This is a genomic window from Salinarchaeum laminariae, assembly GCF_023204835.1.
GTDB lineage: Archaea > Halobacteriota > Halobacteria > Halobacteriales > Salinarchaeaceae > Salinarchaeum > Salinarchaeum laminariae.
On sequence record NZ_CP096270.1, the window covers coordinates 2328753 to 2344818 of the forward strand.

The 16066-nt window shown below is 64.4% G+C and carries 15 protein-coding genes and 1 pseudogene; 12 read left to right on the top strand and 4 right to left on the bottom strand.

Annotation, left to right across the window (positions count from 1 at the left end; all coding sequences use genetic code 11):
- Positions 1-8: 8 nt before the first annotated feature.
- Entirely contained in the window at positions 9-1121 is a 1113-nt protein-coding gene (locus MXF70_RS10950; RefSeq protein ID WP_248518391.1) for a pyridoxal-phosphate-dependent aminotransferase family protein, read from the bottom strand.
- Positions 1122-1305: 184 nt separating this feature from the next.
- Between MXF70_RS10950 and ligA the strand changes: the two genes are divergently transcribed.
- Complete coding sequence (gene ligA, locus MXF70_RS10955) at positions 1306-3354, top strand: NAD-dependent DNA ligase LigA (protein ID WP_248515673.1); 2049 nt, start codon at positions 1306-1308, stop codon at positions 3352-3354.
- A gap of 245 nt (positions 3355-3599) precedes the next feature.
- Here the strand turns inward: ligA and MXF70_RS10960 are convergent, their stop codons facing one another.
- Positions 3600-3866 (bottom strand): DUF7967 family protein, encoded by a 267-nt coding sequence (locus MXF70_RS10960; RefSeq protein ID WP_248515674.1) that lies wholly within the window; start codon positions 3864-3866, stop codon positions 3600-3602.
- Between the two features lie 167 nt (positions 3867-4033).
- Here MXF70_RS10960 and MXF70_RS10965 point away from each other — a divergent pair, with 167 nt between their 5' ends.
- From MXF70_RS10965 to MXF70_RS10990, 6 genes are all read left to right on the top strand, one after another.
- On the top strand, positions 4034-4618 hold the full coding sequence (locus tag MXF70_RS10965) for a hypothetical protein (RefSeq protein WP_248515675.1): 585 nt from the start codon (positions 4034-4036) through the stop codon (positions 4616-4618).
- A 96-nt stretch (positions 4619-4714) separates the two neighbouring features.
- Positions 4715-6610: an excinuclease ABC subunit C gene (locus MXF70_RS10970; protein ID WP_248515676.1), complete on the top strand. Its 1896-nt coding sequence runs from the start codon at positions 4715-4717 to the stop codon at positions 6608-6610.
- Positions 6611-6723: 113 nt separating this feature from the next.
- Positions 6724-7485 (top strand): nickel pincer cofactor biosynthesis protein LarB, encoded by a 762-nt coding sequence (gene larB, locus MXF70_RS10975; RefSeq protein WP_248515677.1) that lies wholly within the window; start codon positions 6724-6726, stop codon positions 7483-7485.
- Positions 7486-7620: 135 nt separating this feature from the next.
- Entirely contained in the window at positions 7621-7770 is a 150-nt protein-coding gene (locus MXF70_RS10980) for a DUF7563 family protein (protein WP_248515678.1), read from the top strand.
- Between the two features lie 118 nt (positions 7771-7888).
- Positions 7889-8134, top strand: a complete 246-nt coding sequence (locus MXF70_RS10985) for a GIY-YIG nuclease family protein (RefSeq protein ID WP_248515679.1) — start codon at positions 7889-7891, stop codon at positions 8132-8134.
- Between the two features lie 248 nt (positions 8135-8382).
- A complete protein-coding gene (locus tag MXF70_RS10990; protein WP_248515680.1) occupies positions 8383-9534 on the top strand; it encodes an acyl-CoA dehydrogenase family protein in 1152 nt (383 codons plus the stop codon).
- A gap of 70 nt (positions 9535-9604) precedes the next feature.
- On the opposite strand, the gene MXF70_RS10995 is transcribed toward MXF70_RS10990, so the two are convergent.
- Positions 9605-9883 carry a PadR family transcriptional regulator gene (locus MXF70_RS10995; RefSeq protein WP_248515681.1) on the bottom strand — a complete coding sequence of 93 codons (279 nt, stop codon included), beginning with the start codon at positions 9881-9883 and terminating at the stop codon, positions 9605-9607.
- 124 nt (positions 9884-10007) lie between these two features.
- Here MXF70_RS10995 and MXF70_RS11000 point away from each other — a divergent pair, with 124 nt between their 5' ends.
- The 5 genes and pseudogenes from MXF70_RS11000 to MXF70_RS11020 all read left to right on the top strand — a co-directional run bounded on the left by MXF70_RS11000 (position 10008) and on the right by MXF70_RS11020 (position 14486).
- Positions 10008-10283: a DUF7111 family protein gene (locus MXF70_RS11000; protein WP_248515682.1), complete on the top strand. Its 276-nt coding sequence runs from the start codon at positions 10008-10010 to the stop codon at positions 10281-10283.
- A 187-nt stretch (positions 10284-10470) separates the two neighbouring features.
- Positions 10471-11910, top strand: coding sequence for a heme o synthase (locus MXF70_RS11005; protein ID WP_248515683.1), 1440 nt, complete (start codon positions 10471-10473; stop codon positions 11908-11910).
- A gap of 19 nt (positions 11911-11929) precedes the next feature.
- Positions 11930-12640 (top strand): DUF7546 family protein, encoded by a 711-nt coding sequence (locus MXF70_RS11010; RefSeq protein WP_445677846.1) that lies wholly within the window; start codon positions 11930-11932, stop codon positions 12638-12640.
- Between the two features lie 179 nt (positions 12641-12819).
- Positions 12820-13743: pseudogene (locus tag MXF70_RS11015) on the top strand (ABC transporter ATP-binding protein); the annotation flags it as partial.
- Positions 13740-14486 carry an ABC transporter permease gene (locus tag MXF70_RS11020; protein ID WP_248515686.1) on the top strand — a complete coding sequence of 249 codons (747 nt, stop codon included), beginning with the start codon at positions 13740-13742 and terminating at the stop codon, positions 14484-14486. The pseudogene MXF70_RS11015 and the gene MXF70_RS11020, both read left to right, overlap by 4 nt.
- Positions 14487-14601: 115 nt before the next feature.
- Here MXF70_RS11020 and MXF70_RS11025 read toward each other — a convergent pair whose 3' ends face one another.
- Positions 14602-15846 carry a hypothetical protein gene (locus MXF70_RS11025; protein WP_248515687.1) on the bottom strand — a complete coding sequence of 415 codons (1245 nt, stop codon included), beginning with the start codon at positions 15844-15846 and terminating at the stop codon, positions 14602-14604.
- Between the last annotated feature and the right edge of the window lie 220 nt (positions 15847-16066).

Genomic DNA, 16066 nt, shown 5'->3' on the forward strand with positions numbered 1-16066 from the left:
GATCGGGGTTACAGTCCGGCGACGTCCTCGATAGCGTCGGTGAGATCGCGGATGCTCTCGACGTCGTGTTCACCCATGTGACCGATGCGGAACGTCTTCTCCCCGAGCTGGGAGCCGTAGCCGTTAGAGAAGACGTAATCGTACTCCTCGGAGACGGTCTCGATGGTCTCGGCAACGTCGATGTCCTGGGTGTTCTCGATGCAGGAGACGGTCTGGGAGCGATACCCCTCCTCGGCGAACAGGTCGAAGTGCTCGCTGGCCCAGTCGTGGACGTACTCGGTCATCTCGCGGTGACGCTGGTCGCGACCGTCGTGGCCCTCCTCGAGCATGTACTTCATCTGCTTGCGGTAGGCCAGCATGATGGGGATCGCCGGCGTGGAGTGGGTCTGCCCCTTCCGGTCGTAGTAATCGAGCGTGCGCTGGAACCCGCCGTACCACGACGCAGATCCTTTCTCGAGCTCGCGTTCGTAGGCATCGTCGCTGACGACGCAGACCGCGAGCCCCGGCGGCATCGCGAACGCCTTCTGCGTCGAGGCGAAGATGACGTCGATCTCGTGCTCGTCGATGTCGACGTAGTCACCGCCCAGTGCGGAGACGGCGTCGACGACGAAGTAGGTGTCCGGATACTCCGCGATCACGTCGCCGATCTCTTCGATCGGGTTACGGACGCCGGTCGAGGACTCGTTCATTACGGTCGCGACGACGTCGTAGTGTTTGTCGCTGGCCTCGAGTTCCGCCCGGATGTCCTCGGGCTTGATTGCCTGGCCCCACTCGTACTCCAGCCGGTCGACGTCCTTGCCGAGTCGCTCCGCGACGTTGGCGTGTCGCTCGCTGAAGCTTCCGCATGTCGGGACGAGGATGTTCTCGTCGACGAGATTAAGCGTCGACGCCTCCCAGAACTCCGTGCCGGAGCCGGTGAGGACGATGAGCTCGTTGTCGGTGCCGAGGAACTCCTTCGTGTCCTCGACGATCGTGGTGTAGAGGTCGGTCATCCGATCCATCCGGTGACCGAACATCGGCTGGGCCATCTCCTCGATGACGTCCTCACGAACCTCCGTCGGACCGGGGATGTAGAGGGTCTTGTCGTCGTAATCGTCCGTATACTCCTGTTTCTTCGTCACGTGTTCCACCGTTGGCTAATGACTCACAGCGCGGGAATATCCGATTTTTGGTATCCGTGTCCAGCCCTCGAAAAAGCAGTCGGACGCGCCGGAGCTCCCGAATCCGATCGTTCCACCGCCGACCGAGGCCAGTTGGTGCCGAATCGCGAATGTTTATCCACGATCGCCCGGGAAAGTCACGTCAATGGCCGACGCGGACAATCCGTATCTCGAGGACCCGCCCACCGAGTTCGAACCCGTCGACGACCTCCCGGCGGCGGACGCCCGCGAGCAGGCCGATCTCCTTCGCGAGGCGATCCGGCACCACGACCGCCGGTACTACGTGGAGAACGATCCTCTCGTTGCCGACAGCGCCTACGACGACCTATTCCATCGACTCCAGGATCTCGAGGATGCGTTCGACCTCGACGCCGAAGAGAGCCCGACGAACCGGGTCGGCGGCGAGCCCGTCGACGGGTTCCCGACGGTCGAACACGTCGCACACATGGGATCGATCGCCCAGAGTGGTGAGGAAGCCGACGTCCGGAACTTCGACGACCGGGTCCGCCGAGAAGTGGGTGACGTCGAGTACGTCTGTGAGCCGAAGTTCGACGGCGTCTCACTCGAAGTCGTCTACGAGGACGGCTCGCTCCAGCGCGTCGTCACCCGCGGTGATGGCACCGAAGGTGACGACGTGACGAGCAACGCGCTGACGATTCCGACGATCCCCCAGCGCCTCACCGGCGATCCCCCGTCGGAGCTCGCCGTTCGCGGAGAGCTGTATATGCCCCGCAATGAGTTCCAGGCGTACAATCGCGAACTCGTCGAGCGCGGCGAGGAGCCGTTCGCGAATCCGCGGAACGCCACCGCCGGCACCATCCGCCAGCAGGACCCGTCGATCGTTGCCGAGCGACCCCTCGCCTTCGTCGCCTTCGACGTCCTCCACACGTCGGATCCCTGGCCGTCGCGGTGGGCGGAACACGAGGCGTTCTCCGACCTCGGTCTCCCAGTGAGCGATCGGATGGAGCGGGTCGACTCGATCGATGGCGCCATCCAGTATCGCGACGAGATCGTGGCCGACCGTGACGATCTCGATTTCGAGGTCGACGGCGCGGTGATCAAGGTCGACGGTCGGGAGCCACAGGAAGCGCTGGGATCGACGAGCCGTCATCCTCGCTGGGCGTTCGCCTACAAGTTCCCGCCACGAACGGAGGAGACCACCGTCCGGGACGTCGTTCTGCAAATTGGTCGAACGGGCCGCGCTACGCCCGTCTCGCTCATGGATCCCGTCGACGTCGGCGGCGTCACTGTCTCCCGTGCGAGTCTGCACAATCCCGATCAGATCGCAGAACTGGGCGTCGGCATCGGGGATCGCGTCCGCATCGAGCGTGCTGGCGACGTGATTCCGCAAGTCGTGGCGGTCGTCGAGAGCAACGACGGCGACGGCCACTTCGAGTATCCTGAGGAGTGTCCCGTCTGTGGAACCCTGCTCGAACGTGAGGGGCCGATCGCCAGATGTCCAGCGGGCCTGGACTGTCCAGCACAGCGTCGGCGTGGGATTCAGCATTACGCGAGTCGCGGCGCACTGGACATTGAAGGGCTGGGAGAGGAGACTGTCGATCAGCTGGTCGAGGCAGGGTTACTGGAGACGCTCGCGGATCTGTACGAACTCGAGGTCGATGATCTCGCCGAGCTAGAGGGCTTCGGCGAGCGAGCAGCGACGAAGCTCGTGGACGCGATCGACGACGCACGTGATCCTACGCTCGCTGACTTCCTCACGGGGCTCGGGATACCGGAAGTCGGCGGCACGACGGCTCGAACGCTCGCACGCGAGTTCGGGAGCGTCGAAGCGATCCAGGACGCGAGCCGCGAGGAACTAGAGACCGTCGACGACGTCGGCCCCGTCGTCGCCGAGCGCATCCGCGATTTCTTCGCGGCCGAGGCGAACCAGCGCGTTCTCGATGCGCTACTGGAACACGTCGAACCACAGTCACCGGACGTCGACGACGCTGGGGAGGCGTTCGATGGCGAGACGATCGTGTTCACCGGCTCGTTGCCGTCGTTGACTCGCTCTGCGGCGACCGAGCAGATCGAGCGCCAGGGCGGCAACGTTACCTCGAGCGTCTCCTCGAACACCGATTATCTCGTCGTCGGCGAGAATCCCGGGACGCGAAAGCGCGAGGACGCCGAGGAAAACGACGTGCCGGAGCTCTCCGCCGAGTCATTCGAGGAACGGCTCGAATCTGCGGGCTAATCCATGGGACGGTCGTTCGGCCGCCTCAGCGCTCGGCAGCAGGTGCTGGTAATAGATCCGTCGAGAGGTATCGCTCTCCGCCGTCTGGGAGCACGGCCACGATCGTTGCCCTGGGATGTTCCCGCGCGTGGTCGCCAGCGGCGGCCGCTGCTGCCCGGCCGAGACGCCGACGAGCACCCCTTCGTTCCGCCCGATCTGCTGTGCGGCCTCTTTCGATGGTGAGGCGAGTCCAGCCGATATCCCGGTTACAACAGGTCGTCGGGATCGTGGGACGCGGCGACCCGTTCGGCTTCGGTGGCGTAGCGCTCCCGATCCTCGGACGAGGTGGTTTCCAGCTCTTCCGGCTCGACCGTCGTCGCCGCCGTCACGTCGGTTTTCACGAGCAGGGCCCCGGAGAGCTGCCGTTGATAGTACTGCTCGCCGTCGGGCGTCGCGTACACGAGGGTGACGACGTCCTCGTCCCAGTAATCGCGTTCGACCAGCCAGCACCGGACCTGCGCGTCCTCGCTCATACTGCGGTCCACGACGAGGCCGACCAAGAAGGTGGCGTGACCGCGCGGGCACCGGTGGCGTGCGAGTCAGGCGTCCGCCGATGGTCTCTTTCGTCCTGCCCCGTCTCGTCCGTCCCGTCGGTTGCCGCCCAAAGATGCTATTGGGGCGGCAGGCCAAACCGATCCAGATGGCCGACTGGAGCGAGCGCGTCGACGAGCTGCTCTTCGACGGCGAGTCCGTCGAATCGACCGTCGACGTCGGCGCTGGCACGATCGTCGTGACCAGCCACCGCGTGCTCGTCTTCACGCCGGAGGGCGACGGCCCGCGCTACCGTGCTATCGACCGACCGAACGTGCTCGGCGTGGAGCAACGCGGCGTCTCGCCGTTCGATCTGTTCTCGAAGGCGACGAAACTCGGCGTCGGTGGCGGCCTGCTCGTGCTCGTCGGGCTCGTCGTCGATCCAGAGGCACTGTTCCCGCGGCCGGACCTCTCCGGTGCGCAGGGAATGGGCGTCGTCGATACCGTCGATTCGATGCTCGGGGTGTTCTACGCGCTGGATCTCGCACTGCTAGCTCTCGGTGCAGTGCTCTCGATTGTGGGGGTCGGGCTCCTCACCGTTCAGCTCGCGACGCGGAAGGATCGACTCGCCATCGAGATCGCTGGCGAGGACGACGTGGTGCTATCCTGGGGCGTGGACGACGCGACGGTCGCAGAGATCGACGCTGCGATCGACGTGCCGGAAGCGGAAGCGCAAGCACCACCAGCGGTGTAAACCACTGGCTGCGGTCGTCGGAAAGATGCTCTGTATTGGCTCTCCGTCGTCCCACAGGGAAACCCACATCAACGCCAGACAGCGTAGCCTGCGTCGATGGACACCGCCGCGGTCCGCGAGCTGGCGAACGACCTGCCCAGAGAGTCGGGCGTCTACCAGTTTCGGGCGACCGAGGATCGTGCTGGCGGCGACGCTGCTGGCGGTTATCCCGCGGACGCTGACGCCGGCGGTCACACCGACGCGGGGACGTCGGACGGAGTGGGCGGTGGTGACGGCACGGTTGGCTCCTCGGGCACCGAACGCGTGCTCTACGTCGGCAAAGCCGTCGATCTTCGGGATCGCGTTCGTTCCTACGCCGATCCTCGCGGCACGCGAATCGCGCGGATGGTCGAGAACGCCGACAACGTGGAAGTCGCGGTCACGGACACGGAGACGCAGGCACTCCTGCTGGAAGCGAACCTGATCAAGCGCCACCAGCCACGCTACAACGTCCGCCTTACCGACGATAAATCTTATCCACTGGTCCAGTTTACGGACCACGAGGTTCCACGGATCGAGATCACCCGCGATCCAGACGAGGGAGCGACCGTCTATGGCCCCTTTACCGACCGCGGCGAACTCGAGACGATCGTGAAGGCGATCCGTGAACTGTACGGACTCAGGGGCTGTTCCGATCACAAATACAGCGGTCGGGATCGTCCCTGCCTCGACTACGAGATCGGGCTCTGCACGGCGCCCTGCACTGGTGAGATATCCGCAGAGGCCTACGCGGAGGACGTACTCGCTGCGAAACGATTCTTCGAGGGTGAAACCGGGGCGCTCGCGGATCCGCTCCGCCAACGGATGGGTGCTGCAGCACAGGACCAGGCGTTCGAACGGGCGGCGTCGTTTCGCGACCGGTTGGAGACCGTGGAAGCGTTTCACGGCGAGGGCGAAGACGTCGTCTCGCACGCCGGCAGTCACGATGGCGGCCACGGCGTTCGGACGCACGTCCTCGGCGCCGCCGTCGAGGGACGAGAGCCGACCGTCGCCGTGCTCGAAAGCGAGGGCGGCAAGCTGGTCGACCGTCACCGTCCCCCTCTGGCCGTCCCCGAGTCCGCACGGGAGGACCCAGCGTCGCTGCTCGCGGCCTTCGTCCCACAGTACTACGCTGATCGCCGCCTGCCAGACGTACTCCTGCTCCCGGAGGAGCCAGCGGATGCGGAGGTTCGCGCCTGGCTCGAGGATCGAGACGTCGACGTAAGGGTTCCCGGTGCCGGACGGGAGGCAAGACTCGTCGATCTCGCCCTAAAAAACGCCCGGCGAGCAGGCCCGGGACGGGATCCCTGTCTCGCGCTCGCCGACGCGCTGGGAATCGATTCCGCACAGCGAGTCGAGGGGTTCGACGTGAGTCACGCCGGCGGGAAGGCCACCGTTGGGAGCAACGTGCTCGCCGTCGACGGTGCAGAGCAGACGGACGGCTACCGCCGGAAGAAGCTTCCCGAGGGGAACGACGATCCCGGCAGCATGTACGAACTGCTTCGCTGGCGCGCGGCTCGCGCCGTCGAAGGTCGTGACGACAGGCCCGACCCCGACGTCCTCTTGATCGACGGCGGCAGCGATCAGCTCGACGCCGCACGGCGTGCGATCGACGCAGCGGGCTGGGAGATTCCGCTCGTCGCGATTGCGAAAGGTGAGATCGGCGACCGGGATGCCAGCGGCGATCGGATCCTCGGGAGCGACGGCCGGATCGACGTTCCCGACGAGGCACTCAGGCTGTGTCAGCGCGTCCGCGACGAGGCGCACCGGTTCGCCGTACAGTACCACCAGACGGTCCGTGACGACGTGTCGACGGCACTCGACGAGATCGACGGCGTGGGATCGACGACGCGCGAGGCGCTTCTCGCCCGATTTGGGAGCATCGAGTCAATCCGCTCTGCCTCTAGGGACGAGCTCGAGGACGTGGATGGTGTCGGATCGACCACTGCGAACACGCTGATCGATCGGTTGTAGCGTCGAATCGTGGGCATCGTAGGGAGAATCGACGACTGACGGTTTTTGGCCCACTCGGACTCCGTCACTCCGCGAGCGAACCGCACTTAGCCCCCCGGGACCACGAACTGCCCATGCGAGACATTCTGGATGCGGTCGCTGCTGGCGATCTCTCGCCCGCGGAAGCTGAGGCCGAGCTGGCCGGGTACGCCTCCGTCGATGCCGGCCGGTTCGACGCCGCGCGCGAGCGCCGTCGTGGTGTTCCCGAGGCGATCCTTTCCGACGGCAAGACCACCGAGGAGATCGCCGAACTGGCCGAGACGGCGGTGGCGACGACGGGCCGAGCGATCGTGACCCGTACGGATTCTTCGGACGCGAACGCAGTGGTTGCAACCCTCGAGGAGGCAGTACCAGAGGCGACGGTTCGCTGGGACGAGCGGGCCAGGACCGTCGTCGCCCACGCCTCCGATTTCGAGCCACCGCGTCTCGATGCGACCGTCGGAATCGTTACGGGCGGAACCTCCGACGCAGAGGCAGCCGGTGAAGCCGCCACGATCGCCAGCGAGATGGGTGCCCGCGTCGATCGCGTCGAAGACGTCGGCGTCGCGGGGATCGCGCGAGTCATCGACCGTGTCGAACAGCTCCGGGCAGCGGACGTGCTGATCGTCGCTGCCGGGCGTGAGGGAGCGCTGCCCACAGTGGTCGCCGGCCTCGTCGACGTTCCGGTGATCGGTCTACCCGTATCGAGTGGCTACGGTTTCGGTGGCGAAGGCGAGGCTGCTCTCGCAGGGATGCTCCAGTCCTGTACAGTGCTCTCGACCGTGAACGTCGACGCTGGATTCGTTGCGGGCGCCCAGGCTGGTCTGATAGCGCGATCGATCGCCGCAGCCCGATAAGCAGCGGTTGCTACGCGAGAATACGTCGAGTTCCGCAAGTACGATCGTTTGCGTCCCAAATACGACCGTAGGGAGACAACAATATTGCTTTGCAGGCCCTAGGGGTGTCGCCGCTCCACCGAGCGGTTCCCGACAATGCCCACCTGCGATCATTGCAACGCGCACGTCTCCGACAAGTTCGCCCGCGTTTTCGCCCTCGAAAGCGGCCGCATCGAGGCTTGCCCCAACTGTTCGACCAACGCCGGCATCGCCGAGCAGGCCAGAGTGCGCGACGCGGCCAACTGAGGATCGTGCCGACTGGCGGAATCGATTTCCGCGGGACGTATCGGCGTACCCGCGTGACGGTGCCCCAGAGATTGCACCGAACCGAAAGCTTCCTCGTTTGGGCCTGCACCCTTCCACTGTGGCAGAGCACTACGTCTACGTGCTGCGCTGTGCCGACGACAGCCTCTACACCGGCTACACGACGGATCCGGAGCGGCGAGTCGAGGAGCACGACGACGGAGAGGGTGCGAAGTACACGCGGAGCCGCACGCCAGTCGAACTCGTTCACGTCGAGGAACACTCCTCTCGTGGAGATGCACTCTCTCGCGAGCACGAGATCAAGTCGCTCACGAAGCGGGAGAAAGAACAGCTCGTCGCGGAGTAATGTTGTCCATCGGTCTGTTCCGGTCGGTCTGTTCGGTCGGTGAGTTCGGTTTCGTCGCAGAGCGCTCCGTTCGGAGCGTCTAATCTATCGATCCGATCGATTGGTTCGACCGACTGCCTCGATCGATTGATTCGGCCGATTGGAGCAATCGATACCAGCGGTCAGTAGTTCCGCCTGTTACCAGTGGGGGTCATCCACACGCAAGGTCTGGGGAAGACACTGAAGGGCCCCTCCGTTCAAAGGGGTGTATGGACTTCAGTCTCAGCCAGGAGCAACGCCAGATCCGTGACGCCGTCGCTGAGTTCGTCGACGAGGAGGTCGTCCCCCGCGCTGCCGAAATCGACGAGACCGACGAGTTCCCGGCGGAGCTGGTCGAACAGATCGGCGAGCTTGGGATCATGGGCGCGCCGTTTCCGGAGGAGTACGGCGGCTCCGGCCTGGACTACCACTCCTACGCGATCGCGCTCGAGGAGATCTCGCGGGGCAGTGGTGGCCTCGGAACGATCGTCGCCGCCCACGTCTCGCTGGCCGGCAACATGCTCTACGAGTTCGGCAACGAAACTCAGAAAGAGGAGTACCTGACACCACTGGCGGAAGGCAGCGATATCGGCGCGTTTGCACTCTCCGAGCCCGGTGCCGGGAGCGACGTTCCCGCGATGGAGACGACGGCCGAGTACGATGAAAGCGCTGAAGAGTACGTGCTCGACGGTGGCAAACTCTGGATCTCCAACGGCTCCGTCGCGGACACAGTGACCGTGTTCGCCAAGACGGATCCCGACGCCGGGCGCAAGGGCATTTCGTCGTTCGTCGTTCGTCCCGAGGAAGACGAGGGGTTCAACGTCGAGGGGACCGAAGACAAACTCGGCGACAAAGGCTGTCCCACTGCGGAGCTTCGCTTCGACGACCTCCGCATACCTGCCGATCGACGCCTCGGCGAGGAGGGTGAGGGGTTCGTCCAGGCACTCAAGACGCTCAACGGAGGCAGAATCACGATCGCTGCTCGCGGCGTCGGTATCGCCCGGGCTGCACTCGAGGCAGCAAGCGAGTACGCGACCGAACGCGAGCAGTTCGACCAGCCCATCGGTGAGTTCCAGGCGATCAAACACAAGATCGCGGACATGGACACGAAGGTCCAGTCTGCGAAGCTCCTGATGCACCGCGCGGCGGATCGAAAGATCCGCGGGGAGAGCTACGTGAAAGAGGCCGCGCAGGCGAAGCTCTACGCCTCCGAAATCTCTCGGGAGGTCGCCAACGAAGGGATTCAGATCCACGGCGGCTACGGCTACGTCAAGGACTTCCCCGCAGAACGGTTCTACCGCGACGCGAAGCTCAACGAGATCTACGAGGGGACCAGCGAGGTGCTGCGGAATACGATCGGCGAGCGCGTACTGGAGGAGTAGTTCAAGTAGTATAGGCGGGTGATCGTGGTAGTTCTCGAAGAGACGGTGATTCGCCCGATTTCCTGCCGATTCAGTTCTCGACGTGCTCGCGCATCCACTCGAACTGCGACTCCAGCATCGCACGTCCTGCATCTGTCAGCGCGTAGGCGTCGTGGAGCCCGTCCTCGTGAACGGCCACGTGACCGGTGTCGACGAGTGAGTCGAGTGCGCCGTAGAACGTCGACGGGTCGATGCGCTCGTCGTAGTGTGTAGCGATTCGAGATTTGAGCTGCTGGCCGTGGAGCTCGCCCTCGCCGGCGAGTACGATACATACGTCGCGACGAAGCCCGCTTTGAAGCCACTTGGTCATGCTCGACCCCTGGAGTGGTGCCGACAGGATTCTTGCGGTCTGCGGATGGGCCCGAACGGCATTGTGGGTCATCAGCCCGCTTCGAACCGACAGCTACGAGGGCAGGGCTCGCAGAGTTTGCACAATGACCGAAGCCTCCGTGACGGAGTCCGGCATCACGGCGAGCTACCGAGAGTCAACGACCGAACGTATTCTCGAGTTCGATCGTGAGGGGACTACCGCTGCGATCGCCCAAAACCGCGAGGGCTACGCGATGTTGAAAGTGCGACCGTCTGCAGACGGGGACGAACTCGAACGGTACTACGGGTTCGACATGGCACTCGATCACGCGGCGGAACTGCTCGGCGTCGCGCCACACGACCTCCCCGTTCCCGACCCCGCCGAAAGTATGGGAATGTGACGATCGGTGAGAGTTGCGCCCTATCCCGGAGCAGCCGCGCGTCGATTTCGCATACTGGCGATCCGACTACAGCACCGGTCCCAAGTATTGGGGCTTTCTCGGTGTTCTATTTCCCCGCCGCAACCGTCACCGGTATCGCCGAAGCGCGGGGACTAAATACGCACAGGCGAAGGTTTCGACAACAGCCGTGACCGCCGAGACCGACATCGAGGGTGGAAACTCGTTCACGACGCTGCTCGCCGTGACGGCGATCGGCGCATACCTTCTCGTGATCCTCGGTGCGACGAACGCAGTCTCCGAGGCCGCGTCGACGTGCGGAACCTGGCCAGCGTGCGAAGGTGCTCTCGGTGCGCTCGAGGAGCCACAACTTGCGATCGCGATCGGCCACCGTATCGCCGCACTGCTCGTCGGCGGTCTCGTCCTCGCCACGACGGTGCTCGCCGTTCGTCGAGCAAGCGGCCGTCGTGTTCGCGCCGCACTTCTCTTCGCGCTCGCCCTCTACCCCGTGCAGATAGGACTCGGCGCTATTGCAGCCACGTCCGGCGGCGCCACGGGGATACTCGGGGTATTCCACCTCGGACTCGGGCTCACGATCTTCGCCAGCGTCCTCGCAGCGCTCGCGTGGTCGCTCGACGCCCGGACCGCGAGTGCCGAGGACCGCGAACCCATGGACGATCCCGCCCCGATCGAGGGTGAGGCCGAGCCACGGGACATTCCTGCCGGCGGCGTTGCTCGCCTGAAACTCGTCGTGCTGGCCTACTTCCGAATGACCAAGCCACGCCTGATGTGGCTCCTCTGTCTCGTCGCGGCAGCAGGGATGGCGCTCGCCGCGGGCCCCGCGATTTCGACGCGAACGTTCCTCCTCACGATGCTCGGTGGCGTCCTCGCCATCGGCGCGAGTGGCACGTTCAACAACGTCCTCGAGCGTGACGTCGATCAGCAGATGAACCGGACCGCCGATCGGCCACTCGCTGTCGATCTGATTCCGGTTCGGAACGCGATCGCCTTCGGGCTCGTTTTAGCACTCGCCTCGCTTGGTGCCTTCCTCGCCATCAACCGGCTTGCGGCGGTTCTCGGGCTCGTCGCTATCGCATACTACAGCGTGATCTACACCGTCCTTCTCAAGCCCAACACCGTCCAGAACACAGTCATCGGCGGTGGCGCAGGCGCACTCCCCGCTCTGATCGGCTGGGCCGCGGTCACGAACGAGATCGGCATTCCCGCGCTCGCGCTCGCTGGCGTCATCTTCCTCTGGACGCCGGCACACTTCTACAATCTTGCGCTCGCGTACAAGGAGGACTACGCTCGCGGCGGGTTCCCGATGCTCCCCGTCGTTCGTGGGGAGGCGACCGCTCGACGGCACGTGCTCTGGTACCTCGGTGCGACGCTCGCCGCTGCTGCTATCCTCGGCACCGTATCGTCGCTCGGCCCACTGTTCGCGCTGACGAGCGTCGTCGCTGGCGGAGTCTTCCTCTGGGCCGCGATTCGCCTCCATCAGGAGCAGACGGAGTCCGCTGCACTGCGATCGTTCCACGCCTCGAATGCGTATCTCGGGCTGGTTCTCGTCGCGATCGTCGTCGACGCACTGCTGCTCGACGCCGCCGTACTCGATGCGATCGGGCTCTAACTGAATCCGGCCTGTCACAATGCACGAAGCCGCCTCCACCATCGACGCTCGGATCCCTCGCCCTCGTCGCAGCACTGTGGTCTGGGGCCTCGTCCTGGTCAACGTCGAGGCGCTCTTCGTCCTCACGTATCTCGCGATCACCGGCCGGTCGCCGGATCTCGCCTTTCTCCTGTTCCCGTTCGTCTGGATCAACGTCGGACTCTGGGCGCTGATACGGACCGATCCTCCGGAGGCGAAACCACGACGGAAACGGTTCGCGATCGTGTTGGCAGCCCTGTACTTCGTCGCGCTCGGCTTTCTGAGCAATATGTTCGCGCCGGGAGCGGCCTTCGGTAGCAACACGCCCGCCCTGGGATTCGATTTCGTGATGTACGGTCCGCAGCCGCCGGGGTGGAGCCCCTACGCCCTCTACAACGGCGATCTGATCCACGTATCGCTGATGCCGCCGTACGTGATCGGATTCGCAGCGCTATCCTATCTCGTCTACGCGACGCTCCTCGACGCTGCGAGCCTCGCGACGGTCGGGCTCGTCGGCCTCTTTTCCTGCGTTAGCTGTACGATGCCGCTCGTGGCAGCGGTGATCACCGGGGCCGTCGGGGCGTCAAGCGGCGGGCTCCTGGCCGTCGTCGCACCGATCGCGTACGAGGGTGGGATGGTGCTCTACGTCGTCACTGTCGCACTGCTCTACTGGCGACCAGTGCTTCGCGGTCGATCGGCGTCGAGCGAATAACCTCAGTAACTGGGGTGCATTCGTTCTCATCTCGACGAATTGGGTGCGCTTCCTGCAACGCACGGTAGCAACCCGGAACGCCCTTCCCGGTCCCACGCTCACGGTCACCCATGTGTCCGGTGCTGGTCGCCGACGGCGTTCGAAAGACGTACGGCGATACCGTCGCGCTCGACGACGTTTCGCTGACGATCTCCGAAGGAGAGGTGCTCGCGCTCGTCGGCCCGAACGGCGCTGGAAAGACGACGCTGCTACGCTCGCTTACGGGCACCGTGACGCCAGACGACGGGATGATTCAGGTGCTGGGCGAGGACCCGGCCTCCGTGCGCCGCGACCGATTAGGGGTACTGCCACAGGCGTTCTCGCCGCCGGATCGTCTCACTGCGCGGGAGCTCCTGCACTACTACGCAGGTCTCTACGACGACGCCCGTGATCCTGACGCGCTCCTCGATTCCATCGGCGTGGCGGATTCTGGCTCGACGCGCTACGAACACCTGTCAGGTGGCCAGCAGCGCCGAGTTTGCCTCGGTTCTGCGCTGGTGAACGATCCACGCGTCCTCCTCCTCGACGAACCCACGACCGGAATCGATCCTGCTGGTCGGCGGACCGTCCGTGAGCAGATCGCTTCACTTGCGGATGGTGGTGCGACGATCCTCGTTACGACGCACGACATGGATGAAGCCGAACGGATCGCCGATCGCGTCGCACTGCTGGCAGACGGTCGGATTCGTGCGACTGGGACGCCCTCGTCGTTGATCGACGAACACGGCGGACCCCCTCGCGTAATCGTGGAAGTCGAGGACGAAGTGAGCAGCGACGATCGCGCTCACGTCGACTCCGCGGCAACGGCGATCCGCGAACGAGGGTTCGACTGCACCACCACGGGGGACGGTCGCGTCGTCGTTACGGACGTGCGTCCCGAAGCGATCGAATCTATCGTCGCGGGACTTTCGGCTGTCGACGTCTCCTACGAGGGATTGGAGTGGCGTCGTCCCGAACTCGAGGACGCGTATCTCGAGATCGCTGGCGAACATGTCTCGGCAGATGCAGTGTTGAGTCCTGACTCTGCACGCCCTGCCGACGGACGTGGAGGTGACGGCTCGTGAGCCGCATTGGCCGACTTCGCTCTGAGTTCGGCGTCGCCTGGCGATCCTTCCTCCGTCGGCGCACTGCAGTCTTCTTCACGTTCCTCTTCCCGACGATTCTCGTCGTGATCTTCGGCGCGCTCGTGAGGACCGATCCCGGCAGCGGCGGCCTCTTCGCAGAGTCGCCCGCGTACTACGTCCCGGGCTATCTGGCAGTCGTGGTGCTGTTCACGCCGCTCTCGCGGATGTCGAGCGAGGTTGCACGTCATCGGGAAGGAAATCGCTTCGAGAAGCTCGCTACAACGCCACTCCGACGCTGGGAATGGCTGGCTGCGCACGTAGCGGTCAACGTGGCAATCGTTAGTCTCGCTACTGCACTGATCCTGGGGCTCGTGGTGGCGCTCACCGGCGCGCCCCTCGGCGATCTCTGGACGCTGCCGCTGTTCGTCGTCCCAGGAATCGTCGCGTTCTGTGGCGTCGGAACTATCCTGGGGCGCGTGACGGATTCGAGAGACGGCGCGGTCGCCGCGAGTAACACGATCGGGCTGCCGCTGCTCTTCCTCTCGAACACCTTCGTCACTCCCTCGCAACTCCCGGGGTGGTTCCAGCCGATAGTCAATCTCTCTCCGCTCACGTACTTCGCACGGGGGGCACGGGACGCTATGTACGGTGGCGGTCACCCCTGGATCGATCTGGGAGTGCTCGTGGCCTTCGCTGTGGTGGCGTTCGTGGTGGGCGCAGTCGCTATTCCCGAAACGGATTGAATCGAGAAATGGTCGTCGCTCCGGATGACATCTCTCTTTTTCTTTCTCTCCTTCTCTCAGCGTTGAGGAACTCTCATGCGGATCCAGTGCAGAGCCGCTCTCCACCGATCTGTAGCTACCAGTCGCCCTGGAACATGACGCGGAGGCCGGCAGCGTCAGCGAGTTCTTCGATCCCTTCCCTCGCGATTGCCGGATCGTCGATCGAGTGCACTGCGACCGCCTTGCCCTGCGCGTTCTCGAGGGTCGTCCAGTCCGGCGATTCACCCGACGCTGCGAGGAGGGTCGCTCCACTCGACGTCTGCCAGGGTAGCGTGAGACTAGATTCGAGGTCGTGATTTTCGAGCAGATACCGAACGGTCCCGACGACCGTCCCGGTTGGTGACTGGGTGCCAACAGCGCCGACGGAGCTCGCACCGCCGAAGAAGCGGACTACGTACTCGCCGCGGGGCGACGAGCCGTCGGATCCCGCTCCTGAGCCGTCGGTGGAACTGCCGTTGGTCAGGCGGTCGGTTTTCGTAGTCCCGGCTGTCGAACGACCCGTTGATTTCGCTTGCTCGGGCGTACTCTCGGATTCGGCCGCATCGCTAGCTTCGTCGCGTGGTTCGTCAGGTCCTTCTCCGTCAGCTCTGTCCTCGACGTCGACTCCGCCATCACTGTCTTCGGGGCTGTCTACGCCCTCTTGGAGTTGTTCGGCTTGGACCTCGGCGGAGCCTCGCTCGTTGTCATCGGTCGGGTCCAGCGCCTCCAGAATCGCGTCGATTGTGCGGCTACTCTCCGCGGCCACGACGTCGCGGAACTCACTGCCAGTCTCCGAAACGATCTCTGCAGTCACTGCGTCTTCGACTGCGTCGCGATTCTCGGCTAACCGCTGTGCAGCCGCTCGTCGGTCGGCGTGATCGTGAGTGGCTGCCTCCTCCAGAACTGACCGGTGGAACTGTCCGAGTGCCTCGGCGTGGTCGGGAAGGTCGACAAACGAGATCGTACGGCGGTGAGCGTCCCCGCCCTCGATTAGTAGTAGAGCGATCGAATGGCCGTCGGTCACGATACCACGCGACGGACGCCCATCGACGAGCACCGATTCTAGCTGGGAGGCAGCGTCGTCCAGTGAATCGGTTCCGGGCTCCACCGTTCGGACGGCGACCGATGGCGTTTCCTCGATCTGCAGGAGGTACTCGATCGTCAGCCCGCAGAGGTCCGCTTCCGGAACGACGTCTGGACCGCGGATGTCCCAATCGAGTGTCTCGAGCAGGGGCTCGACGGCTCGAAGCTGGACGGCACGTTCAGAGTCCAGCGACCCGTCGTCGGTTCCACGACCGACGGCGTCCGCGAGTTCGGCGAGCGTCGCGCGTTGGTCCGGCATTCGGTTCACCAGTACGGGAGGGTCCCGGTAAATCCTCTGCCCGTAGACCGTGCGAGCGACGAAACGGCCCAAGTAATCGATCGGCCGAGGCTGAATTCCGACCTTCGGTGGGTGGCAAATTACAAACGAACATATATAGATTGTGGCCAAAACGGTAGTTCGCTCTGGAAATTATCACGCGTCAGGATGTATTATCAAGTATATTCCGGCGATTAATTCG